Source organism: Priestia sp. 179-F W1.4 NHS (assembly GCF_045369295.1).
In the GTDB taxonomy this organism is placed as follows: Bacteria; Bacillota; Bacilli; order Bacillales; family Bacillaceae_H; genus Priestia; species Priestia zanthoxyli.
This window is the reverse complement of record NZ_JBIQFF010000001.1, coordinates 1,842,268-1,864,333: the sequence shown is the minus strand read 5'-3', so window position 1 is coordinate 1,864,333 and position 22,066 is coordinate 1,842,268. Positions and strand designations below refer to the sequence as shown.

Here is a 22,066-nt window from a genome sequence, read left to right as displayed (position 1 = left end):
TTTTATCGATTAACTTGATATTTCCCTCGAATATATTCACCTAAAGCTGTAAACGTCAGCACAAATAAAATAATGGCCACACCTGGTATCAACATTAGCTGCGGAGCATTGTAAAAGTAAGCCCTGCCTTCATTTAGCATCGTTCCCCATTCCGGAGTAGGCGGCTGAGTCCCTAGTCCAATATAGGATAATGAGGCCATCATTAAAATGATTTTCCCTATATCCAGCGTAGCAAGAACAAGAATATGTCCCCCGACGTGAGGAAGAAAGTGGCGAAGGATTAAAGGCAGTGTTCCCACTCCGTTTAATTTAGCAATCAGCACATATTCTTTTGACTTTTCTTGAAGCACAATACTCCGCACTACCCTTGCATAACTAACCCACTTTACAATAACCATTGCAGCAATTAAGTTAAATAATCCGGGCCCTAACAGCCCGCTTAAGACAAGGGCTGCAATATAATCAGGAAAAGCTAAAAAAGCGTCTACAATTCTCATTAAAAAGCGGTCTATCTTTCCTCCAATATACCCTGAAACTAAACCAACCGGGACTCCAATCAAAAGAGAGAGTGCTAAGACAAGAAAACTAGTTCCAATCGTAGTCTGGGCTCCAGCTACGATTCGTGAAAAAAGATCTCTGCCTAAGTGATCAGTCCCTAGCCAGTGATCACTGGTGGCTTTTTGAAGCCGGTCTTGCATATTGACTTGTGTGGGATCCATTGGTGTTAGCTGACTTCCAAACAGACAAAATAAAACAAGCGCAATACCACAAACGCTTATTACTACAAAAGGAAGCTGCGGTTTTTTCACGTTTTATCCCCTCCCTTTACATAGAGCTGGGGATTTACATATTTGTAGCTCAAATCCACAAGTGAATTAATTAAAACAACAAACAGGCCCATCCACAAAATATACCCTTGAATCACAGGATAATCACGATTCATAATCGCATCAATAACTAGTTTTCCGATTCCAGGATAAGCAAAAAGCACTTCAATAATAACCGTTCCTCCAAGTAAACTGCCTAAGCTCGTCCCTAAAATGGTAAGAATGGGTGTTAAGCTATACCGAAACGCATGGAAAATAAAAATGCGGCTTTCACTGATTCCTCTTGCTCGAGCGGATCGTACAAAATCTTGTTTCAATCCTTCTAGCAGACTAGCTCTAATCATTCGCATATACACAGCGGACATGGCAAAACCAAGCGTTAAAGAAGGCAGCACAAGATGAGCTGCTGTGCCTGTACCCATTGAAGGAAGCCATTGAAGACGTACAGAGAACAGCTGTATAAACAAAAGACCGAGCCAAAAGCTTGGAATAGACGCTCCAAGTAAGGAAATACTTCTGCTGAGGTAATCAATCCACTTATTTGGATATAGTGCTGATAGCGTTCCGAGCGGCACAGCTATTAACAGCATCACAACCAAAGATGCAGCGGTCAAGCTCAGCGTAGCCGGAAACTTCTCTACCAATTCATCGATGACAGGCTCTTTTGTCATATACGAAGACCCTAAATCAAACTGAAAAAAACGCGTCAGCCATTTTAGATATTGAATATATACGGGTTCATTAAACCCTAGCTCTGTTCTCAAACTATTTATTTGTTCCTCAGACACTGCCACGTCGTCTACGCGAAGCATTTGCTTAACCGGATCTCCTGGAGCTAGTTTCATTAAAACAAAGCTGAGAAACGATAGGATAACTAAAAAGATGAGTAATTCTATTATTCTTTTACCAATTAATTTCATATCTACTTCACATCTAAATCCTTTGTTATCACATAGTATTCACTTTTGGTTGTAACCCAATTTTTCACATTGTCTTTATAGGCTACAAAATTGTTCGGGTGAACAATCGAAGAGTGCAGCGTTTCCTTTTCTGCTATTTCTCCGGCTTGTCTTGCTAACTTATTGCGCTGTTTTTGATCAACGGTTTTATTAAGCTCATTAATAATGGAAGTTAATGCTGGTTCATGAAAATGCCCAACATTAAATGCTCCTCCCTCCATATAAAGAGCATTAAAGAAATATCCTGCGTCTCCTCGCGGCGCGGTTACTAGACTATATGTAACGATTCCCCAATCATCTTTTGTCGTCATATATTCGTCCATATTCTCAACTTGTTGAATATCTATTTTTACACCAATCTTTTTGGCTTCTGACTGAAGCATTTGTGACATTAAAGGCAACTCTGGACGATAAGGATATGTAACAAGCTTAAAAGAAAGCTGTTTTCCATTTTTTATTGCTTTTCCATCCTTGAGTATATAACCGGCTTTTTCTAAATATTTTTGAGCTTCACTTGGTCCGTAGGTTTTCGTTTTTTGATCGTTCGAAAAATCCAAACTCTTTAAAAATGGACCTTTTGCTGGTGACCCTTGACCTGCAAGCGCTGTGTCCACAACATCTTTTGGATTCAGTAATACATCAAACGCTTTTCTCACATTTTTATCTTTAAACGCTTCTTGCTTTGAATTATAGAAAAGCATTTGATTTCTGAGGCTCGGCTGTATATCTACTACAATAGACGAATCTTGTTTTAATGTATTTAAGCTTTCAATTGCCGGACGATATACAATATCAGCTTCACCCGATTGCAAAGCGGACGTTCGTGCATTTTCATCATCATTAAATGTTAACACAACTTCATCCAATTTTGGTTCCCCGCCCCAGTATTCTTTGTATTTTTTTACTTTCATTTCATTATCCGGTTTAAACGAAGCTACTTTAAATGGTCCCGTTCCCACTGGTTTACTTTTTATATCTGAAGTATTTACATCAATAATTGCCGTGTTTGGATGAACAAGTTCAGAAGGCAGCGTGGCAAGCGGCTCTGTTGTTGTAATGGTCAAGATTTGGCCACTGGCTTTCATTTCTTTTATTTTAAGTGCACTTTTCATTGCTTCGCTTTCTTTTATCGTTCTTTCTAACGAATGTTTCACGGCTTCAGCATTCAGAACTTTGCCATTTTGAAACGTAATCCCGTCTCTAATCTCAAATATCCAGGTCGTCCCATTATCTTCTGTTTTCCATTTCTTTGCGAGCCATGGTTCAATCTGTAATTGCTCATTCACTTTGACTAGTGTTTCGGCAATGCCGGCTCGTACAGTTGTGTAATTTAGCTGTGGATCGAGCGTGTCACTTGGAAAATTTGATACAAAAGTAAGTGATTTCGTTTCACTCTCTTGTCCGGTACTCGCGGATTTACTCGAACATGCCGCTAGCATACCTATCGTAGCAAGCGTTAAGCATAGCAGACTTATCTTTTTTCTCATATAAACCCTTCCTTTATTAAAAGCTATCCTTTTTTATGTACTGTCTCTAACTATAACTTACCTCCTTTAAATCGTAACGATTATTATTATCATAAAAAGTTTAATTTGTTTACCTTACTTTGTCAACAAAGGTTTTTAAAGGATATAGACGCTCTAACACTTGTTTTCACCCGTTATGATGATTGAATTTATTGATAACGTATACAAATGAGCAAAAAAAAACAAAGCCTTCGCGAGGCTTTGTTTATGCAGCGTGTTTTTTTCTTTTATATTTCCACATCATATATCGATAACGAATCGTGCAGCCTATACAATACCCCATCAGCGCTACACCCGCAGCAAGAATCACCATTATACTAAATACATAGCCGACAAGCGTATAACCCATTAAAAAGGAAATGAAAGCAACTCCCATACATATCGTTGCAATCCATTGGTTAAAAAGCTGCTGAGCCCGGTCTTCCATTTGATAAGAAGAAGCAGGCTTTCGGAGAAGAGTTTTCCCTGCCATAATTACAGGATTCCGCTTTGTTGCAAGTGTGACTACTCCAAAGAGAAAAGGCAAAAGTAAAAGCCACTTTGCCGCAAGTAAAGCGATCAAAACCGTTATAACGATAAAGAGTTGATTAAGCTGAACTAATGGTTTGGGAATGCTCATGGAACTCCTCCTTCTTAAAACCTATTATACAAATTGGTTTACTAATTTAAAAGAAAAAGCACTCCAAATGAGCGGTAAGACTCATACAAAAAAGTTACATAATTTCACTAACGTACTTTAAGATCAGTATCGTAAATAAAATCAAGACAACGTATCGTAAAGAACGAATTCGACGTTGAAGAAGACGCTTTACATGCCTTTTATTACGCATATGGGTTCTTCCTTTCGTATATTGAATTGTCTCTAGACACACTTATATCATACTTTTTCGCAGAACACCAACGTCAGAAAAAATTGCCAAGAACTACAGCATTATGCGCTTAGAAAGCCTTTTCCAATTACATCTCGTACATCGTGTACAATCACAAATGCTTCATCATCAATTTTTTTAATCAGCTTTTTAAGTTTAAGAAGCTCTTGTTTATTAATGACCACATACAAGATTTCTTTTGATTCTTTTGTATAGTTCCCTCGACCGTTTAGAATCGTTACTCCGCGATCAAGCTGTTCATTGATTTGATCCGCTACTTCATTTTTGTTGCTTGAAATAACGGTAACGGCCTTTTTGGCATCGAATCCTTCAATAACGAAATCAATTACTTTTGTTGTAATATAAAGCATGACGATGGTAAATAGTAGTTTTTCAATTCCAATAATAAAATAAGAAGCCAATACCACCAGTAAATCAACCATTAAAAGTGCATGACTGACTTTCCAGTTTAAAAACTTATTTAGAATTCGAGCAATAATGGCTGAACCTGCTGTTGTTCCACCAACGCGCAAAATCATCCCAATTCCAACGCCCAGCAGTACACCGGCAAAAACCATGCCAATGAGCTCTTCATGAAGATGAAGACCCCAGCCTTCAGTTACGTGAAGAAAAATAGATGTAGCGATAATCGTAATCATCGTATAGACGATCGTTTTTTTCTCTAAAAATTTATACCCTACGATAAGCAAGATACCGTTTAGAATAAAGTTAGTGACGCCCGTTGAAAGATGCGTTGTATAATATAAAATAATGGATATACCCGTAACGCCGCCTTCACCTAGTCCTATTGGAATGACAAACATGTTAACGGCAAGTGAAAATACAAACGAACCTATTAATAAAAAGATGACATCTTTTACTGTTTTACTCATCGATTAAACCCTCCTCGGCATAAAAATTCACATAAAAAAGCCCCTTCTCCAAAAGAGAAGAGACGCTTATGTTTAGTTTTTATATTACGTATTCTTAAATTGCCATGTATGACTATAATATGTTCACATACGTTTGTCAAACGGAAAGTTTATGCATTATGTGTAACCAAGGCTATGAGTCATTTATCTTTTATGTATACTAGGAATGTTTTAATTTATTTAAGCAAAGACGGATGCAGGAATTAGTCGACTCAATCAATTCTTTATCGCCTTTTTTCAATCGAATTTCTAACGCGCGTTGAAAATAGTGATGTGCTCTGGAAACAATCCGCTGATCAAGTAAACATTTTCCATAATGCTGATAGACAAAGTCTTCATATCTGTGAAGGTCTTCATCCGCTTTTAATTGTTCAATGAGTAGCTGAAACGTTTCATTCGCTTTATCCCACTGTTCTTGCCAGTGATATGTATGTCCAAGCCGGATTGTATTCAAAAATTCACCTATTGTATCAGCATGTCGGTCATATAGATAAATGGCCAGCTGCAAGTGTCTTTCACTGCTCGTTAATTCTCCAAGTATGCGCTCATATACACCAATATGTCCATATGTTTTAGCAGCGGCACACTCATCTTCTTCTTCAAGAGCTCGTTTCTTTAAATAGATAATTCCCTGCTTCATTTGGTGTGGGTTAACCGGAACTTCTCGAAGCTGTTCATTAAATCGATAACTCATATTAAACGGAAGATCTCTGATGTTCATGCACGCTCCTTTCATGTGGCACATCAGCAAACATACTTTCATGACCGCTTGCTTATGGTCCATTGGATGTAGGATTCTTTCCATTTTGATACGTTTACACGATTTACAGGAAAGCTCAGCAAAAGTGCTGAGCTGTTGGTTCTTATTATTTTACTTATATATCCATTTTATCACAAAAAATACTACCGTAAAGATGATCAGGCAGTCTTCATATAAAAAAATGGTTTTTTATCAATAAAAATGGTTTTATGCTCTTGAAAGCCTATACGCTGATACAATTTTTTGGCTTCTACGTTATTATATTCAACGTTTAACGATAAAAACATCTTACGCTTTTTGGCTTCTTGCTTAGCTACATTTAAAAGAGCCGTTCCTATCCCTTTTCCGCGGTAAGCTTCATCTACACATAGAGAGTCAATATAATAATCTCCATGTTCAGTTTCTATATCAATTTCCCACGCTGGATTATTAAGTTTCGCACGTACAAAACGCTTAACTGGTTCATAAAGCGTTTGTAACATACTTCCTTCGTAGCAAAGCATAAGTCCAACTACCTTCTCATCGACTTCTGCGACTGTAATATGATGATAGCTATAGCGATTCTTCTCAGACAGAATAAACGCTTTAAGTCTTAAAAGCGCTTCTTCATTCGTTGTAGCCGCCGTATGAGAGCGTGCAATACTGCCAAGCATGTCATAAAGTAATTCCGTTACAGCAGAAGCATCTTCTTTTCTTGCTTTCCTTATTTTCACGATTTTCAAACTCCCTTTATTCTCTTCGCTTGCGTTATTTGTAGCAAAACTTCTTACCTATCTACTTTAACACGAAAAAGAAAAGAAAGAAAAAATTAACTCCTAATCTTCCTTTCATTGTATAATTAATGTATATTTTCAAATGAATGGATGATGACTATGAAAAAAAGCCGTCAGCAGAAAGATAATACAGTGAGTGGATGGGGAGTTTTAGCAGAAATTCTTTTTCAAGTGCCTCAGCTGCTCATATGGCCACTGCGTCTTCTTATACGGATCGGCCGCTCTTTGTTGGATGGTATTTAGCCACTCCTATACAAATCTTTAGTGAGCTCATAAAAAAAGAAACTCAGCAATTACTGAATTTCTTTGTTAGTTCTTTGCCTTTTTGTATCCTGCTTCTTGTGCATCTTTTTCAGTACAGAACCAAATGACGTTGTTCATTGTTTGATTGTAGTGTGCCCCTGTTGGCACGTGATAAATTTTAGAGTTTTGATTTCCTTTTATTTTACCTTCGCAGCTTGTGGCAGATTGAGTATCTTTTTGATTAGAAGAGGACTGATTTTTTACAGCATCCGTATTATATCCTTTTTCTTGGGCATAGTTTTCAATACTCCAGATGCCTTTTTCGCTTTTTCGAGCCTGCTCCTGTATTTTCTTAAATTCGTCTACGTACTTTGTGTTAGGAGGAAATACCGCTACGCGGGCTAGCCCTTTTGCTAGCAGCTCTTCATTATACAGCTCATTGTCTATCCATACATAAGCAAGCAAACGTCCATATTGATCACTTTCTTGCACATCAAATTCAAGGGTGATTTCCTGTCCTTCTAGCCTTTTTTTTGTGTAAGCAGATGCTTCTGGACCAAAGGGCTGTACGCCTAGTTTGGGATGCTTTGTTTCGGGGGTATCAACAAGAAGTAATCGCACGCGATCTCTCTTTCCGTTCAGCATTTTTACTTTAAGCGTATCACCGTCCACTACTCTTTCTACCGTAGCCGCCTCACCTACTACATCTTCACGATTTGCTTTAGAAGGACTATGATCGTCTTCTTGATCTGATGAATCTTCTACTTGAACTGCTTGTTTTGTATCGGTAGAAGATGTGCTTGAATGACTTGCCTGCTCATCGCTGCATCCAGTAAGAAGCAGCATAAACGTCGCGAGCATCGCGTAAATAATTGCTTTTATTTCTTTCAAAACCCGGGTCCTCCTTTAACACGTTCCCTATCTACTATATAAAAGTAAAATGATTTTATAAATAGTGTAAATCACCTAAAAACAAAAACTCGTGAAAATACCTTTCACGAGTTTTTTCGTGCAACTGTTATAAAAATTGGTTACCTGTTTTAAAGTCATTATTTTAAATAGCATTTATTTTATTTTTATCTCTCGAACACATTTTTCATTTTCGTGTATCCAGATTTTTAATCATGAGGATATTTTACACTACAAATACATTTATCGTCTACCGCCTTATAAGAATAAGGAATAGCCGCACAAATAGAATAAGTGTGAATATTTCAATATAATAACTGGCTAACATGATTGCTATTTTTTTGTAACATAAATAAGAGCCCTCATTAACAATAGCTAATAGGGCTCTTCAAACCTTTGTTTTTACGATCGAATTTTTTGTTTGCGCATCCACTGGGTAGCGACCCACTTTTCTCCTTTTATAACAGGAGCTCCCCCGTGGAGAGTACGGTCATTAAGTTCAGCATCACTATAAAAATATTCAAAGTACACGGCCATTCCCTTTGTCGGAGACACGGAAAGACCCAGCTTAGGAAAATAAGTTTCTCCTCCTTCTTCCACATCATTTAAGTACATAACCAATGTACTGATACGGTTATTTTTAGATGCTTTACTTGCAGAAGTGAAATAGTCGTGATGTGCTTTGTATTCTTGGTCAGGCAAGTATTTTAAAACTTGAAGACCTTCAGCATATTCAATAGATGGTCCCATGATTTTAGAAAGTCGTCTTTCGATTTGATGTACAAGCTCGTTTTCGCTTTCTTCAAAAAACATGCCGCTGCTCGTTCGAATACTGTTTACTTCACGTACAGCACCAATTTTTGATCGCTGCATTTTATCTTTGGATAGCTGTATAAGTTCGTCACATTCTTCGTTACTTAGGACATTTCCTAAAACTAGAACAAGAGGCTCTTCAAATCGAGCAACAATATCAATCTCTCTGTCTTCTAATTTAATTTTATTCCCTGTATGGTTAAAAATCGTTTGTTCTTTCGTTAGTAAAGATGTATTAGTTAGAATCATCTTTTATCGGCTCCTCGAAATAGCTATTTTCCAATTTCCCACTCCATTATATGTAAACGCTTACTAATAAGTAATTATATCATGAATACGAAGTAAATTCTGCTAGTAAAGGAAATAAATAAAAAGAAGTCCGTTATATAACGAACTTCCCTCATTTTTTCTTATAGATTTCACATGTCGTTTAAATGCTTTAACTATCTAAAAAATTCTTTTAATCTAAAGCATATGTGTCAAAGGCTTCCTAAAATCATCGGTACACAAGTTCTTTTTTACTTAAATCAAGCGTTTGTGCTGTAGAAGCATGAATTTCGTTAAAAAGCGCTGGATTTTCTACCAGTGACAAGCCGTAAGAAGGAATCATTTCTTTTATTTTTGATTCCCATTTCTTCATATGCTGCGGGAAACACTTTTCCAGCACTTCAAGCATGACATGAACGGCAGTCGAAGCACCTGGCGAGGCCCCGAGCAATGCAGCAACGGAACCATCAGCTGAACTCACAACTTCTGTACCAAATTGAAGAGTGCCTTTACCTCCGGCTTCCGTATCTTTGATTACCTGTACACGCTGACCCGCTACGACGATATCCCAGTCTTCGCTTTTTGCGTTTGGAATAAACTCGCGAAGTTCTTCCATACGCTTTTCATTGGACAACAGCACCTGCTGAATCAAGTATTTCGTTAAGCCCAGCTCTTTAACGCCTGCTGCTAACATCGTTAAGATATTATTCGTTTTTACAGAATTGATTAAATCCAAATTTGAACCCGTTTTTAAGAACTTTGGTGAAAATCCGGCAAAAGGTCCAAACAGCAGTGTTTTTTTGCGGTCGATATAGCGTGTATCAAGGTGCGGAACCGACATCGGCGGAGCGCCAACCTTTGCTTTTCCGTACACTTTCCCGTGATGCTGCGCTACAACTTCGGGGTTATTGCATACCATAAATAATCCGCTTACTGGAAACCCTCCAATATGTTTGGACTCAGGAATACCCGTTTTTTGGAGTAAAGACAGACTTCCGCCTCCTCCTCCGATAAAAACAAAGTTCGCCGTGTGATATTCCTGTTTGCCGGTATGAATATTATGTACTTTTACTTTCCACGAGCCATCTGCGGTACGTGTCAGATTTTCAACGCTGTGGTTATAGTTTATTTCTACGCTTTTACTTTTTAAATGTGTGAACAACATACGAGTTAAAGCTCCAAAGTTCACGTCCGTCCCTGAGTCGATTTTGGTTGCCGCAATTGCTTCAGTCGATGTACGGCCTTTCATAACAAGCGGCATCCATTCTTTTAGCTTTTCAGGACGATCCGAATATTCCATCCCTTGAAACAATGGATTATTTGATAGCGCTTCAAAACGTTTTTTCAAAAAGGATACGTTCTTTTCTCCTTGTACGAAACTCATATGAGGGATTGGCATAATAAACTCTTGCGGATGATGAATTAAATTACTGCTTACAAGATACGACCAGAACTGTCTTGAAAGCTGAAACTGTTCATTAATCTGCACTGCTTTCGTAATATCTATAGATCCGTCAGCTTGTTCAGATGTATAGTTCAACTCGCACAGTGCAGCATGGCCAGTCCCTGCGTTATTCCATTCATTCGAGCTTTCTTCTCCTGCATCTGCGAGTTTCTCAAATACTTTGATTTCCCATTCCGGCGCTAACTCTTTTAGTAAAGATCCCAACGTTGCGCTCATCACTCCGGCCCCAATTAAGATAACGTCTGTTTTTTTATATACATTGCTCATCACAATCTTCCTTATCTTTTATATTTTTAAAAAGCACCTTTTAGCAACACGCCTGTTCTACCTGACTCTCTACAGATTAAGTATGTCTGACAAGTTATCTGTCTTACATAATAGGCATTTTTATACATACCCTTTCATTTTGTCCTTTTTTAACATGCTCAATATCACTTCAGCGGTTTCTTCAACTGCTTTACCTGAGACATTAACAATAGGACAGCCAATGCGCTTCATAATTTTCTCAGCATAGTCCAGCTCTTCAAGGATTCGATCTACATTGGCATAATTGGCTTGAGACGCTAAACCTAAATTTTTTAATCGTTCTTTTCGGATTTCATTGAGCTTATCCGGTGTAATAACTAAACCAATACATTTATTTTTCGGAATAGTAAAAAGTTCATCAGGAGGAGTCACTTCTGGAACTAACGGTATATTCGCTACTTTAAGACTTTTATGAGCTAAATACATAGAAAGTGGCGTCTTAGATGTTCTCGAAACACCAATCAACACTAGATCAGCTCGCTTGATGCCTCTGAAGTCTTGTCCATCATCATATTTAACAGCGAATTCAACTGCTTCTACTCTTCGAAAATAGTTATCGTCTAATTTTCTCGTTAATCTCGGTTGAAGATTAGGTTCCTTATTAAAGGTTTGGCTAAAGGCACTCATAAGAGGAGTCATTAAATCAATGGCTACAATTCTTTCTTCTTGTGCTTTTTGGTCAAGATACTGTTTTAAAGATGGGATGACGATGGTATACGCAATGATGGCCTCATTATACCTTGCTTCAGCAATGATATTATCAATATTTCCTTCATCTTCTACGTAAGAAGTATTTTGAATTTCAATATCTTCTCCACTAAATTGAGTTAAAACTGCTTTTACCATCAGCTCAGCCGTTTCACCTAATGAGTCGGAAACTATATAGACAATTTTTCTTTTATTCACATTAAATCTTCCTATTCTTTGATTTTAATAGTTTAATAACGCTAGCATTTTTTGTTCAACTATCATTTAGTAGCTTGCAAGATACATATTTTATTGGTAATGAGTGGACTAATATTGTGGAAACTGTGATTATAAACACTTCAAAAAAAACGATTGAACTCAACATTTATGTCATACTAATTATAAAATAAAACTAAATATGTTATACTATTTTCATTAAATGTTATATTAGCATTAAATATACGGAGATACAATCCCTTTTCTGCGCATTTTATAAAAAGTTTAAAGAAAGAAAAAGTTTAGATTTTAAAATGTTTTATGCTTTGGCATGGCGGGACTCATCAGGGCTGAGAGGTGTTTTGCAGGGATAGTTACGAGGATAGTTATATAATTATGTTGTTTATAAATAAAAATAATGAACGGTTTACTTTTCATCTTATGTATACTAAAAACACCGCCTAAAAGACGATGTTTTGAAGAGCTGGTTATAATGCATTGTGGTGAAATAGATTAATTTTTATAAAACGGGATTACTTCTAGTAGATTTTTGCAATAAAAATTTAGAAAGATAATGGGATACGCCGTTTTCGTCACAGTTAAATTCCGTTACGTCATCGACAATTTCTTTAATATGATCCGGCGCATTTTTCATCGCTACAGCATAGCTGGCAAACTGAAACATTGGTAAATCATTATTGCTGTCGCCAATTGCTAGAATGTCTTGCTCGGGCAAATTAAAATGTTTTAGCATTTGCTGAATTCCCGTTGCTTTATTTACGTTTGCCACCATCACTTCGACATTGTGTTTAGATGAAGTAGAAGTTGTAAAGTCTGTTTCTTGCTTGAGTTTTTCAAGCTCTTCTTTCCATTTATCGATATGCTCGTGCGTTCTTGCAAAGAAATAGAACTTTGAAAATTCGCTTCCTTCTACGGAATCTTTCCAGTCAATTTCTTCTTTAATCGCTTGTTTACGAGAAAGCCATTCGTTAATTTCCACACTGTCTGGCTTCGGCTCTCTAATTTCATTTTCCACATAGGACTGATCTTGTTTTAACGTCACGCGAGGTGTGCCATACGGGAAAAGCTCGTAGTATACCTTGTTCGCTCTTGCTTTTTCAATAATAGTTTCCACCAATTGAAGCGAAAGCGAATGCTGAAAGACTGATTCTTTTCCTACGTATCCTGCCATACCATTTGATGTGATAAATCCATCTACTTGAAAGCCTTCAGGAACTAACTCTTCTATTTCATCAAACGCTCTTCCCGTAGCAATAAAAACAAAAATTCCCTGTTTTCGTAATTCGTCAATGGTTTCTTTTGTTTGAATACTTACTTTGTTGGAGCGATTTAATATCGTACCGTCCATATCTAAAAAAATTGCTTTAGGTTTTAACAACATATTTATTCCCCCTATTTGTAAAAAGAGTGTACTTGGCAAGTATAAACTTTTCCATTTTCAAACTCAATGAATGTACCACTTTATTATTCTTTCTTTATCTACTACCTAAATCAAGTAATATCTACTCCATTTATTTTAAAGGTAAGTAAATATAAACATTTTCAGCTAATACTTGACACATCCTCTTCTCTTATCTCTTCATTTTTAAAGCTAAATAAAACTACGCACACTCCCAGCAACATACAGATACCGAGACCTATCATTAACCTTTCATATCCAATCATATCAAGAGATACACCTATTAACACTAAGCATATTTGCATAATTGTGCGATCAATCATCTTCTTAAACGCAAAAAATTTCCCGTGAATATCTGGAGGAACCTTTTGCTGAAAGTATGTATACAACAACGGTTTAAATATTCCATATGCGATACCAAATAAACTAAATCCTATAGCGGTTAGGTAGAGAGTTGAGAACGAAAGGGATAGTTGAGCAATTCCCATAACTCCCCAAGTTACTAATAAAACCTTTATTTGCTTTTTATATTTTTTGAATACTTTTTTAACCACCATACCCGCTAATAATACATTTGCTCCTTCTATAAAATACAGCATACCTATAAACCAATCCGCTTTTCCTTTTCCTATTTCCATCACAAACAAATTAAAACCAGAAATAAATAATAAAGGAATCATAGATATAGCTAGAATCATGTTGATCGAACGTTTTTTTGAGATAATAGGAAAAATCTCTCTAAAACGTGCTTTTGTTTTCTTTTTATTTATTACTATTTCTGGAACAGTTAAATAAATGCTGAATACATATAGAATCACATAAGCAAATAGAGCTACTAGAAATAAGGCATATAAGGACGCTACAGTAAGTAGAAGCTCGGCTAAAATTGCTCCAAAGATTCGCGATAACGTTACAATGTTGATGGCATTTATAGTAATTAAGTTTTCTTTATCTGCTAACAAAGGTAAAATTGCTTGAATCGCAGACATAAAAAAGCAGTAGAACAGCCAATTCCTATGCTGTAGATTAACATCCAATAGATAGAGCCTGTACAGATAGCTATTAGCATAGCAAAAACTGCTCCTATCCTCATTAATCCAACTAATTTTAATACTTTTACTTTAGCGGTTAAATCTATATAACGACCTGCATAAGGTCCGATTAGAACACCTACTACGCCTCCACTTACCAAATAGAAAGCTTGAAGCATGTGAGAGGGCACATGAATTTGTAGAAACTGTAAATTCCCAATGGTTCCAAACCATATTCCTAGCTGAAAGACAAATTGGCTTCCCAGTATGATTGTAATATTTTTATTCCCTTCATACTCTACCTCCTTTGTACATTTATTCATTCTAATTAGGTAAAAGTATGCCTTTGAAAAATTCAACTTTTATGATTGAAAGTAAAAAGGTATGAACGCAACCTCGGACAGCTATTCCAAGCCCCGCCCTATTTATGTACAGACAAGAAAAGCCAAAGAATACTCAAATTCTTTGGCTTTTCTTGTCTGTACAACACTTTTATTGGAGGTTTAATTCTGTTAGAAAAGGTTCGTTCATTTTTTCCAATGTTTCTTTAACATACATACCAATATTCACGTCACTCTTCATTTCGCTATTCCAAGTTTGCAATTCCCACTCAACCAGCTGGTCTGAGTTTTTAACAATTAATTTGCAGCGTTCAAACCGCTTTTCCATAAAGGCTTTCAGCGTTTCAGAGATAGAAAGATTATGTTTCAAAATATCCGCTAATACAATAACGTCTTCAATAGCTATTGAGGCACCTTGGCCAAGATGAGGAGCTGTCCCATGCGCAGCATCGCCAACGAGAAGTACATTTCCTCTGTACCATGGACTTGGTATCAGATGAGTAAATATAGGTCGATAGACGACTTCATTCGCATTTGTTACTTGCTTAGCTGCTTCAGCAATGGCTCCGCCAAATTCTGCAAGCCTTTCACGTAAAAGTACATGTAGCTGGTCGGCAGGAAGTTTAGGATTGCCGGGTTCATATGTAGTTACAAGCAGATACATCTCACGATCAGACATTGGAACTAATCCAGCCTTCGCCTTCTTCCCGTAATAAAAAATACCATTTTCTAAATCTTTAGGACGAGAAAGAGTGTAGCGCCAAACACCTTGGCCACTGTACTGCTGATCAATACTTCCAATAATCAGCTCCCGCACCTTTGAATTGCTGCCATCTGCCCCAATTACTAAGTCATATGTTTGAGAGGTACCACTGTTTAACTCCACCGATACACCATTTGCAACTTGCTTCAGTGTGCTGATAGTTGTCCCCATATGAATTTTTGTTTTTATTTTTTGAACCGACTCTAGCAAAATATAATGGAGCTTCCTTCTAGAAATGCCGTTTACACCCGGATATCCTTCAACTGTAGGAGAAACGCCATGATATAGAAAATGCCCTTCTCCGGTGTAATAATCAAATCCTGAGTAGGGCGTACCCTGCTTTATGCACTCATCCGCTAACCCGATTTCATTCAGTGCTCTAAGTGCATTAGGCGGCTGAATGATCCCGACTCCGTACACATTCCACTCTTTTTCCTTTTCAACGATTTCTGCCTCAATTCCTGCTTTTTTCAAAGCAATGGCTGCTGTTAAGCCGCTAATTCCGCCTCCTACAATCAAAACTTTTTTCACATATTGATTTGTCATGTTAATCTCCTCTCGATACTGAAAAATAATTCAATCGATAATAGCAACAGCACGCGTCCAGCCGGCACTTCCTCCTTTAATTTTCACTGGAAAAACAGATACTTTAAATCCGAAATTCGGCAATTGGTTTAAATTAGCTAGTTTTTCAATTTGACAGTATTCCTTTTCTTTTCCAACAAAATGAGCTGCCCAAAGTACTCCAGAACGAGGGTTTTGTTTATAGTCATTTGCTTGAAAGGATAGTGGTGTATCCCATCCCCATCCGTCAGTCCCCATTACCTTAATACCTTGCTCGATTAACCACAGGGTAGCTTCAGCTGAAACTCCTGCATGAACCTCGCTATAATTTAATTCGTACCTTTTTTTATCCGCGTCACAACGAATCATAACGATATCAAAAGGCTTCAGGTGATAATCTATTTCCTGTAGCTTTTCCTGTAAATCTTCCACTGTTATCGCATAACCGGCGGGCTTGTCTGAGAAATCAAGAACTACTCCATCGTTAAAAAACCATTCGAGGGGCAGCTCATCAACTGTACGAGAAGGTTTCCCTTCTGATGTAGGCCAGTAGTGCCACGGCGCGTCGACATGTGTACCGGCATGACTCGTTATCGTTAAAAATTCACCGGCCAGCCCCTTCCTTTCGGGGAAATCTTCTGGCGTAACCCCAACTAGCTTGGCTCCAAATTCAGCCCCTTCTTCATGCGTTTCGTAGCGAATAGAAAATGGAAGAGGATCTTTTAATTCCTCTTCAATTGCTACACTCAAATCTACTATTTTAGGCATATAGACTCCCCCTCTAACCAATTGTATTTTTCAGAGTGCCAAGTCCTGTTATTTTTAGTTCTACTTCATCGCCCGGCTCAAGCCAGCGGTGTACCTCTTGACCAAGCTCCATAATACAGCCAAATCCTACTGTACCTGACCCAATGATATCTCCAGGATACAGCGTAACGTCTTTGGATGCTCGTTCAATCATTTCACCAAAGCTATAATAAATATCTTTAAAATTCCCTTTAGAAAGAACTTGTCCGTTAACAGAAGCGGACATTTCCAAGTCAAATTTATCTTCTACCTTATAAGGGTTAAGCTCATCTTTTGTGATGATATAGGGACCTATTGACGTTGCAAAATCTTTTCCTTTGGCAGGACCTAGAAGTACCTTCATTTCTTTCATTTGAATATCACGCGCCGACCAATCATTTAAAATTGTGTATCCAAAAATATATTCCTCTGCTTCTTTGGCTTGTATATTCTCTCCTTGTTTTCCAATGACACAAGCAAGTTCAAGTTCATAGTCAAGACGCACACAGTTAGAAGGACGTTTTACCACTTCTTCGGGTCCTTTCATAGCACTCGGGTTTGAAAAATAAAAAATCGGCATATCGTACCATTCAGGTGCCACTTTATCTCCTGATCGTTTTGTCGCATTCTTCACGTGTGTTTCAAATGCAACAAAATCCCGAAAGTTTGCCGGGTTAGGTAAAGGAGCTGTTAGACGAACTTGTCCAAGCGATAAAAAAGGAAGGTTTGTCTGATTTGCTAAATCCTGAACCACCGGCATGTATTTCGCTTCATTTTTGATAAACTCAGCCATATTATTAGGTAAAAAACCTTCAGAGGCAAGGGCCATATCTATGACCCTTCCATCCTTCAACCATCCTGCACGCACTTCCCTTTCTAGATTGTAAAAAGTAACGAATTTCATGTCTTTACCTCCTGATTAGCTCATTAATTGTTCTTTTAGCCAATCGTACATTTCATAGGTTTCCGTAATATTATCTACCTGACAATGAGCTGAACCAGGACTACTTTTTGGAATGATTTTCATTTTTCTTTGACAAGTAAGATCATTATAGACATTATAAGCATTGTCCACTTTATTTTGATGATCGTCTTCACCATGAACAATATAAGTCGGAGCCTGAATTTTTTCAGCTACGCCTCTTAGGTTATAGTGCTGCAGCTTCACTCTGGCAGCAGGCATATCTTCTACACCAAAAATGTGCTGCAAAATTTCAGCTAACGGATGATGATCCGGACGCTTTTCCCATACGTCGTTATAGTCATAAACAGCTCCCCAAATGGCACACGCTTTGAATCTTGGTTCAAAAGCTGCGCACCTTGCAGCCATGTATCCTCCCATGGATACGGCCATTACCCCAATACGATGAGGATCAACATCTAGATGTTGAACTGCCCATTCATATGCAGTCGTTCCTGCTACATTATAGTCATGTCGAGAGTGAATATGATGTAGACGAAGTGCCCCTCCTTGCCCAGGTCCATCTAATGCTAGAAGCGAAATACCTCTTTCATTCAAGAATTGAGCAGGGCCGTAGTATAATTCTTCAGCCGTTGAGTCTAATCCACCAAACATTACCATCATCGGCCCTTTCTTTTGACCAGGTGCTTCAAAAAAATAGCCCGGAAGCGAAGCTTGCTCAAATGGAATATTAACTGCTTGTGGTGGGTTATCAAGTAATTCTCCACCTTTTCTAAATGAATCAACTGACTTTAAATACGTAGGAAGTTTTCTTTTGTCGTCTGGCTGTAGAAAAAACTCCGCTGTACGAAAGTAGTTGGCTGCTCGTAAATACCCTGAACGAGCCGTTTCTTTATGACCCTTATCCATCGCATCGTTTGCTGTAGACAACGTCTTATACCCAAGATTCATCCATTCATGATGAAAGCTATCAAAATCACCTAGCTTCATTCGGCCGGCAGCATCTAAAATTTCATTCACTTCACCGCCTCCAAAATACGATTGACTAATCATTCTTACAACTTGATAAGACCACATATAGTTTTCAGGAAAAAAACGCCACATTGATATCTATCCTTTCTTTTCTGTATTTGAATCATTTAATGATTTTTCCAGACTTATCCCAAGGCATTTCACGACTCCAAGCATCGTTTGGATTTTCTTGAAGACTCCATCGATATGGACCAAAGTCTGGTGCAAACACAAGATGTGCTCCTGCATAAAGTTCAAAACGATTTCCGCCGGGCTCATCCACATAAAAGAAAAATCCTTCGGCAAGTGCATGACGTGTCGGTCCACCCATGGCTAACTCGTAGCCACTTTCCATAATATGATCAGCAGCTAACAACACTTCTTCTCTACTTTCTACTGCGTAGCAAACGTGGTTAAATCCGCCCGGTTTGCCATTATGTGCTTTTAAAAATGCAATATCATGAGATAAATTCGTAACTGAAAGCCATGCACCAATTTCTGGACTCCCTGGCTCTTCTGCATCTAAAAAGATTCCTTCATTATAACGAAATCCTATATTTTGATAGAATTCACGATCTTTTGCGACATCATTGCTATGAAGTGTAATATGATCGAGACGCCTAGGCGAAATGCCTCGTCCTGGATTTTTTTGCGGACGGTTTTTCCATTTACTTTGCAGCACTGCAGGCGCTTCATAAATATCAACATCCCAAAAAATCTCTTCTAAATGCCCATCAGGCGATTGAAATTGATACGCACGGCCATGCCCTAAATCTCCTTCAATCCAGCCAATCCCTTGGCCAAGTTTTTCAAGGTGAGCCGCTGCTTCTTCTAAAGCCGCGGGACTATCCGCCCGCCAGCCTATATGACCAAGTCCAGGTTCAGAGGCTTCTGTAATTTTCAAGCTGTGATGATAATGTTCTCCCCAAGCACGAAAATAAACGGAGTTTCCTTGACGTCCAGATTCCTCTAAACCAATTACATTTTTAAAAAATTCAGCTGACTCTTCTAACTTTGGGCTCTTTAATTCAACATGAGCAAGGTGTGAAAAATAATGTGGATTTTTATACATAGGTTTCTCCTCCAATAATAAGTTTTTTCTTAACAAGCGTTGTACTTATCTTAATTATAGAGAAGGTTCATTTTGAAAACGTTTACTTTTTTAAGATAAATCATATCGATTTTTATCTTTTTACAAATATTTGTATACATGGCTACTATCGTTTTCCTCTATAAAGTCATAGTCCTTCATGTCTTTTTTCTTTTGTGATAAATTCACTGTTTTTGACTGTTTTTTTCTGTATTGATGTGGTGTTGTGTGGAATGTATTCTTAAATAATTTATGAAATGTATTTAAATTCGTAAAACCGCACTCCATAGCAATTTGGATAATAGGTAAATCTGTTTCTATTAAATAATGGAGAGAATGTTCAAGGCGAATTTCATTCACATATTTCAGGAATGTTTGTCCCATATGTTGTTGAAAATATCTTGATAAGTATGGATACGTTAACTGTTCCATTGCTGCAAGTTCTTCAAGTGTAAGGGGATGCATGTAATTTTTTTGAATATATTCTGTTATTCTGCTCATACGTTCAATGTTTTTCCTATTATTAGGTTTAGGCTGTTGACCATTTTTTAGTTTATAATGACTGACTAATTGATAAATAATATCCAATAAAAGGGAATGAACTTTCAAGTCGTGATGGTCTTTTTTTTCTTTCATCGTTAAATATAAGCGGGACAGCAGGGATTTTATCTTACCGTACTGCTCTTGATCTTCATAAAGAAAGGATTTGCATTCAAATTTTTCCTGGTCGATTTCTTTATAGCATTTTCTAATAAATAGAGTTGGAATTTGAACTATTAAGATTTTGTTATTTCCATCACCTTCCACTCCATGCACTTCGTTACTATTAATTAGTAACAAATCATCTTCACATAAGTTATATTTTTCTCTTCCTATAAACACGTGTACCGTCCCTTTTAAAACAAGCAAAAACTCAATTCGATCGTGCCAATGTTTCGCGACATATTTAACGGTAGTCATAAGCGTAAATGCGGGTAAATCTTCGTTTACAACTACTTGTTCATACGGGTAATTCATTCTGATTCCTCCGATTTTAAATATAATTCTACCCACGACTTATTCTAGAGAAAAAAGGATTTACATATATACATGCAAACCCTTTTTCCTCTTCTTTTTGTAATAGAATCTATTAAAATAGCTAATACCTTGTATTATTTTCCACTCACTGTTTCAGACTGCAACACAGATTTCCGATTTTCTTGCGTTAGTTTAAAGGCTAAAATCGCTGCTAGACCGCTAACAATTGTAATCACAATAAATGTGATTCCTATAGCATATTTTTCCGGAAATAACCCAGTAATAACGGTTGATTTATTAGAGATATTCGTGTATACGCTAACAATAAGGGAAATTCCAATTGATCCTGCGATGGAGTTTACAGTGCTATATACCGCTACTCCATGGGAAATTAAATGTTGAGGAATAGCATTCATAGCTGCTGTTTGTAGTGGTGTCATAACCAATCCAACCCCTACCATTCGAAGCGTGTATAAAATTACAAGTAAATCAATAGATAACGGAATTGTCATAATAGCTAATGGAATCGTGGAAATTGCAATAATAATAAAGCCTAATACTACAAGGTGTCTAGCTCCTATTTTATCTACAACGCGTCCTACAAATGGAGATATCCCCCCCATCAGCGCCGCACCAGGTAAGAGAATTAAACCAGACTCAAAAGCTGAAACACCTTCTACTTCCTGCGTATAAATCGGAATTAATGTTTCGATTCCCAGCATTGTTCCAAATGCCACGGTTAGTAATAAACAGCAATAAGTAAACATTTTATACTTAAAAACTCGAAACTCAAGCATCGGATGCGCTAAGTTTAACTGTTTTACAATTAGTAAGATTAACGCAATAATACCCACTAATCCCCAGATTAACGTTGTACCGTTCGTCCAACCTAATTCTCCTGCGAGGCTTAAAGAATACACAATAGAACCAAACGTTAGCGTGGACAAAAATATGGAGACGAAATTCAGCTTTTCATTTTGGTTTGTTTCTGTAACATTTTTCAACGTAAATAGCGCCATGATAAAAACAGCTATAGTTAGCGGAATAGTACCATAGAAAAGATAGCGCCATGATAACACATCGACGATACTGCCTGCTAATGTAGGAGCAATTGCAGGTGAAAAGCATATAACAAGAACCATTAGCCCCATTGCGCTCCCTCGCTTTTCTGGAGGTGTGATTAATAGAATGATATTTGATACTAGCGGCATCATAATACCTGCTCCAACCGCTTGAATAAAACGTGCGGCTAACAACATTGAAAAGGTAATCGAAACTCCTCCAAGCGCTGTACCAATTAAAAAAACACTAATGGCTGCAAAGAATAGTTGTCTAGTTGAAAATTTAGCGATAAAAAAAGTTGATATTGGCACAATAATGGCATTAACAAGCATAAACGATGTAATTAGCCACTGTGCTTTGCTAGCTTCTATACCAAAATCACCTATGATTTGTGGTAGCGCCGTTATGACAATTGTTTGATTCAATAAAGCTAAAAATACGCCTGTTAGTAAAATAATCATTAGCAACGGCCTATTGTAAGAAGGATCTGTAATTTGTTTATTCATT

General features: G+C 37.4%; 22 protein-coding genes. 1 reads left to right on the top strand and 21 read right to left on the bottom strand.

What is annotated here, in order from left to right; all coding sequences use genetic code 11:
• Window positions 1–2: 2 nt before the first annotated feature.
• The 7 genes from nikC to ACH0CI_RS10065 form a co-directional block, all read right to left on the bottom strand.
• Window positions 3–809 (bottom strand): nickel transporter permease, encoded by an 807-nt coding sequence (nikC, locus tag ACH0CI_RS10095; protein WP_335707141.1) that lies wholly within the window; start codon window positions 807–809, stop codon window positions 3–5.
• Window positions 806–1,747: a nickel ABC transporter permease gene (gene nikB, locus ACH0CI_RS10090; RefSeq protein WP_406901343.1), complete on the bottom strand. Its 942-nt coding sequence runs from the start codon at window positions 1,745–1,747 to the stop codon at window positions 806–808. Before nikB ends, nikC begins: the two co-directional genes overlap by 4 nt.
• Window positions 1,748–1,749: 2 nt before the next feature.
• The gene (gene nikA / locus ACH0CI_RS10085; protein ID WP_406901342.1) at window positions 1,750–3,273 is read right to left on the bottom strand and encodes a nickel ABC transporter substrate-binding protein; all 1,524 of its coding nucleotides are present in this window, start codon (window positions 3,271–3,273) and stop codon (window positions 1,750–1,752) included.
• Between the two features lie 244 nt (window positions 3,274–3,517).
• Entirely contained in the window at window positions 3,518–3,931 is a 414-nt protein-coding gene (locus ACH0CI_RS10080; RefSeq protein ID WP_406901341.1) for a DUF4395 domain-containing protein, read from the bottom strand.
• Window positions 3,932–4,243: 312 nt separating this feature from the next.
• The gene (locus ACH0CI_RS10075) at window positions 4,244–5,074 is read right to left on the bottom strand and encodes a YitT family protein (RefSeq protein WP_071273582.1); all 831 of its coding nucleotides are present in this window, start codon (window positions 5,072–5,074) and stop codon (window positions 4,244–4,246) included.
• Between the two features lie 199 nt (window positions 5,075–5,273).
• Window positions 5,274–5,834, bottom strand: coding sequence for a hypothetical protein (locus ACH0CI_RS10070; RefSeq protein ID WP_335707146.1), 561 nt, complete (start codon window positions 5,832–5,834; stop codon window positions 5,274–5,276).
• 197 nt (window positions 5,835–6,031) lie between these two features.
• Window positions 6,032–6,586, bottom strand: coding sequence for a GNAT family N-acetyltransferase (locus tag ACH0CI_RS10065; RefSeq protein WP_013057535.1), 555 nt, complete (start codon window positions 6,584–6,586; stop codon window positions 6,032–6,034).
• Between the two features lie 159 nt (window positions 6,587–6,745).
• Here ACH0CI_RS10065 and ACH0CI_RS10060 point away from each other — a divergent pair, with 159 nt between their 5' ends.
• On the top strand, window positions 6,746–6,889 hold the full coding sequence (locus ACH0CI_RS10060) for a hypothetical protein (RefSeq protein ID WP_335707147.1): 144 nt from the start codon (window positions 6,746–6,748) through the stop codon (window positions 6,887–6,889).
• A 66-nt stretch (window positions 6,890–6,955) separates the two neighbouring features.
• Here ACH0CI_RS10060 and ACH0CI_RS10055 read toward each other — a convergent pair whose 3' ends face one another.
• From ACH0CI_RS10055 to ACH0CI_RS09990, 14 genes are all read right to left on the bottom strand, one after another.
• Window positions 6,956–7,780 carry a thermonuclease family protein gene (locus ACH0CI_RS10055; RefSeq protein WP_335707148.1) on the bottom strand — a complete coding sequence of 275 codons (825 nt, stop codon included), beginning with the start codon at window positions 7,778–7,780 and terminating at the stop codon, window positions 6,956–6,958.
• Between the two features lie 420 nt (window positions 7,781–8,200).
• The gene (locus ACH0CI_RS10050) at window positions 8,201–8,860 is read right to left on the bottom strand and encodes a 2OG-Fe(II) oxygenase (RefSeq protein WP_335707149.1); all 660 of its coding nucleotides are present in this window, start codon (window positions 8,858–8,860) and stop codon (window positions 8,201–8,203) included.
• A gap of 247 nt (window positions 8,861–9,107) precedes the next feature.
• The gene (locus tag ACH0CI_RS10045) at window positions 9,108–10,610 is read right to left on the bottom strand and encodes a malate:quinone oxidoreductase (protein WP_406901340.1); all 1,503 of its coding nucleotides are present in this window, start codon (window positions 10,608–10,610) and stop codon (window positions 9,108–9,110) included.
• A gap of 120 nt (window positions 10,611–10,730) precedes the next feature.
• On the bottom strand, window positions 10,731–11,555 hold the full coding sequence (locus ACH0CI_RS10040) for a pyruvate, water dikinase regulatory protein (protein ID WP_335707150.1): 825 nt from the start codon (window positions 11,553–11,555) through the stop codon (window positions 10,731–10,733).
• A gap of 517 nt (window positions 11,556–12,072) precedes the next feature.
• A complete protein-coding gene (locus tag ACH0CI_RS10035) occupies window positions 12,073–12,954 on the bottom strand; it encodes an HAD family hydrolase (RefSeq protein ID WP_335708417.1) in 882 nt (293 codons plus the stop codon).
• A gap of 161 nt (window positions 12,955–13,115) precedes the next feature.
• Complete coding sequence (locus ACH0CI_RS10030) at window positions 13,116–13,961, bottom strand: MFS transporter (RefSeq protein WP_335708418.1); 846 nt, start codon at window positions 13,959–13,961, stop codon at window positions 13,116–13,118.
• Window positions 13,928–14,182, bottom strand: a complete 255-nt coding sequence (locus ACH0CI_RS10025) for a hypothetical protein (RefSeq protein WP_311283427.1) — start codon at window positions 14,180–14,182, stop codon at window positions 13,928–13,930. Before ACH0CI_RS10025 ends, ACH0CI_RS10030 begins: the two co-directional genes overlap by 34 nt.
• A gap of 313 nt (window positions 14,183–14,495) precedes the next feature.
• The gene (locus ACH0CI_RS10020) at window positions 14,496–15,653 is read right to left on the bottom strand and encodes an FAD-dependent monooxygenase (protein ID WP_406901339.1); all 1,158 of its coding nucleotides are present in this window, start codon (window positions 15,651–15,653) and stop codon (window positions 14,496–14,498) included.
• Window positions 15,654–15,683: 30 nt separating this feature from the next.
• A complete protein-coding gene (locus ACH0CI_RS10015; RefSeq protein WP_335708420.1) occupies window positions 15,684–16,439 on the bottom strand; it encodes a cyclase family protein in 756 nt (251 codons plus the stop codon).
• A 13-nt stretch (window positions 16,440–16,452) separates the two neighbouring features.
• Complete coding sequence (locus ACH0CI_RS10010) at window positions 16,453–17,361, bottom strand: fumarylacetoacetate hydrolase family protein (protein ID WP_335708421.1); 909 nt, start codon at window positions 17,359–17,361, stop codon at window positions 16,453–16,455.
• A 15-nt stretch (window positions 17,362–17,376) separates the two neighbouring features.
• Window positions 17,377–18,483: an alpha/beta hydrolase family protein gene (locus ACH0CI_RS10005; protein WP_335708422.1), complete on the bottom strand. Its 1,107-nt coding sequence runs from the start codon at window positions 18,481–18,483 to the stop codon at window positions 17,377–17,379.
• A gap of 31 nt (window positions 18,484–18,514) precedes the next feature.
• Window positions 18,515–19,462 carry a VOC family protein gene (locus tag ACH0CI_RS10000; protein ID WP_311264657.1) on the bottom strand — a complete coding sequence of 316 codons (948 nt, stop codon included), beginning with the start codon at window positions 19,460–19,462 and terminating at the stop codon, window positions 18,515–18,517.
• A gap of 120 nt (window positions 19,463–19,582) precedes the next feature.
• Window positions 19,583–20,497 carry an AraC family transcriptional regulator gene (locus ACH0CI_RS09995; RefSeq protein ID WP_335707627.1) on the bottom strand — a complete coding sequence of 305 codons (915 nt, stop codon included), beginning with the start codon at window positions 20,495–20,497 and terminating at the stop codon, window positions 19,583–19,585.
• 134 nt (window positions 20,498–20,631) lie between these two features.
• Window positions 20,632–22,065: a DHA2 family efflux MFS transporter permease subunit gene (locus ACH0CI_RS09990; protein ID WP_335707626.1), complete on the bottom strand. Its 1,434-nt coding sequence runs from the start codon at window positions 22,063–22,065 to the stop codon at window positions 20,632–20,634.
• Window position 22,066 lies beyond the last annotated feature (1 nt).

Coding starts and splice junctions, on each gene's coding strand:
- ACH0CI_RS10070 (WP_335707146.1), bottom strand. CDS start 5,834: ATGAACATCAGAGATCTTCCGTTTAATATGAGTTATCGATTTAATGAA.
- ACH0CI_RS10050 (WP_335707149.1), bottom strand. CDS start 8,860: ATGATTCTAACTAATACATCTTTACTAACGAAAGAACAAACGATTTTT.
- ACH0CI_RS10035 (WP_335708417.1), bottom strand. CDS start 12,954: ATGTTGTTAAAACCTAAAGCAATTTTTTTAGATATGGACGGTACGATA.
- ACH0CI_RS10015 (WP_335708420.1), bottom strand. CDS start 16,439: ATGCCTAAAATAGTAGATTTGAGTGTAGCAATTGAAGAGGAATTAAAA.
- ACH0CI_RS10080 (WP_406901341.1), bottom strand. CDS start 3,931: ATGAGCATTCCCAAACCATTAGTTCAGCTTAATCAACTCTTTATCGTT.
- nikB (WP_406901343.1), bottom strand. CDS start 1,747: ATGAAATTAATTGGTAAAAGAATAATAGAATTACTCATCTTTTTAGTT.
- ACH0CI_RS09995 (WP_335707627.1), bottom strand. CDS start 20,497: ATGAATTACCCGTATGAACAAGTAGTTGTAAACGAAGATTTACCCGCA.
- ACH0CI_RS09990 (WP_335707626.1), bottom strand. CDS start 22,065: ATGAATAAACAAATTACAGATCCTTCTTACAATAGGCCGTTGCTAATG.
- ACH0CI_RS10030 (WP_335708418.1), bottom strand. CDS start 13,961: ATGTCTGCGATTCAAGCAATTTTACCTTTGTTAGCAGATAAAGAAAAC.
- ACH0CI_RS10005 (WP_335708422.1), bottom strand. CDS start 18,483: ATGTGGCGTTTTTTTCCTGAAAACTATATGTGGTCTTATCAAGTTGTA.
- nikA (WP_406901342.1), bottom strand. CDS start 3,273: ATGAGAAAAAAGATAAGTCTGCTATGCTTAACGCTTGCTACGATAGGT.
- ACH0CI_RS10020 (WP_406901339.1), bottom strand. CDS start 15,653: ATGACAAATCAATATGTGAAAAAAGTTTTGATTGTAGGAGGCGGAATT.
- ACH0CI_RS10045 (WP_406901340.1), bottom strand. CDS start 10,610: ATGAGCAATGTATATAAAAAAACAGACGTTATCTTAATTGGGGCCGGA.
- ACH0CI_RS10000 (WP_311264657.1), bottom strand. CDS start 19,462: ATGTATAAAAATCCACATTATTTTTCACACCTTGCTCATGTTGAATTA.
- ACH0CI_RS10010 (WP_335708421.1), bottom strand. CDS start 17,361: ATGAAATTCGTTACTTTTTACAATCTAGAAAGGGAAGTGCGTGCAGGA.
- ACH0CI_RS10025 (WP_311283427.1), bottom strand. CDS start 14,182: ATGCTTCAAGCTTTCTATTTGGTAAGTGGAGGCGTAGTAGGTGTTCTA.
- ACH0CI_RS10075 (WP_071273582.1), bottom strand. CDS start 5,074: ATGAGTAAAACAGTAAAAGATGTCATCTTTTTATTAATAGGTTCGTTT.
- ACH0CI_RS10060 (WP_335707147.1), top strand. CDS start 6,746: ATGAAAAAAAGCCGTCAGCAGAAAGATAATACAGTGAGTGGATGGGGA.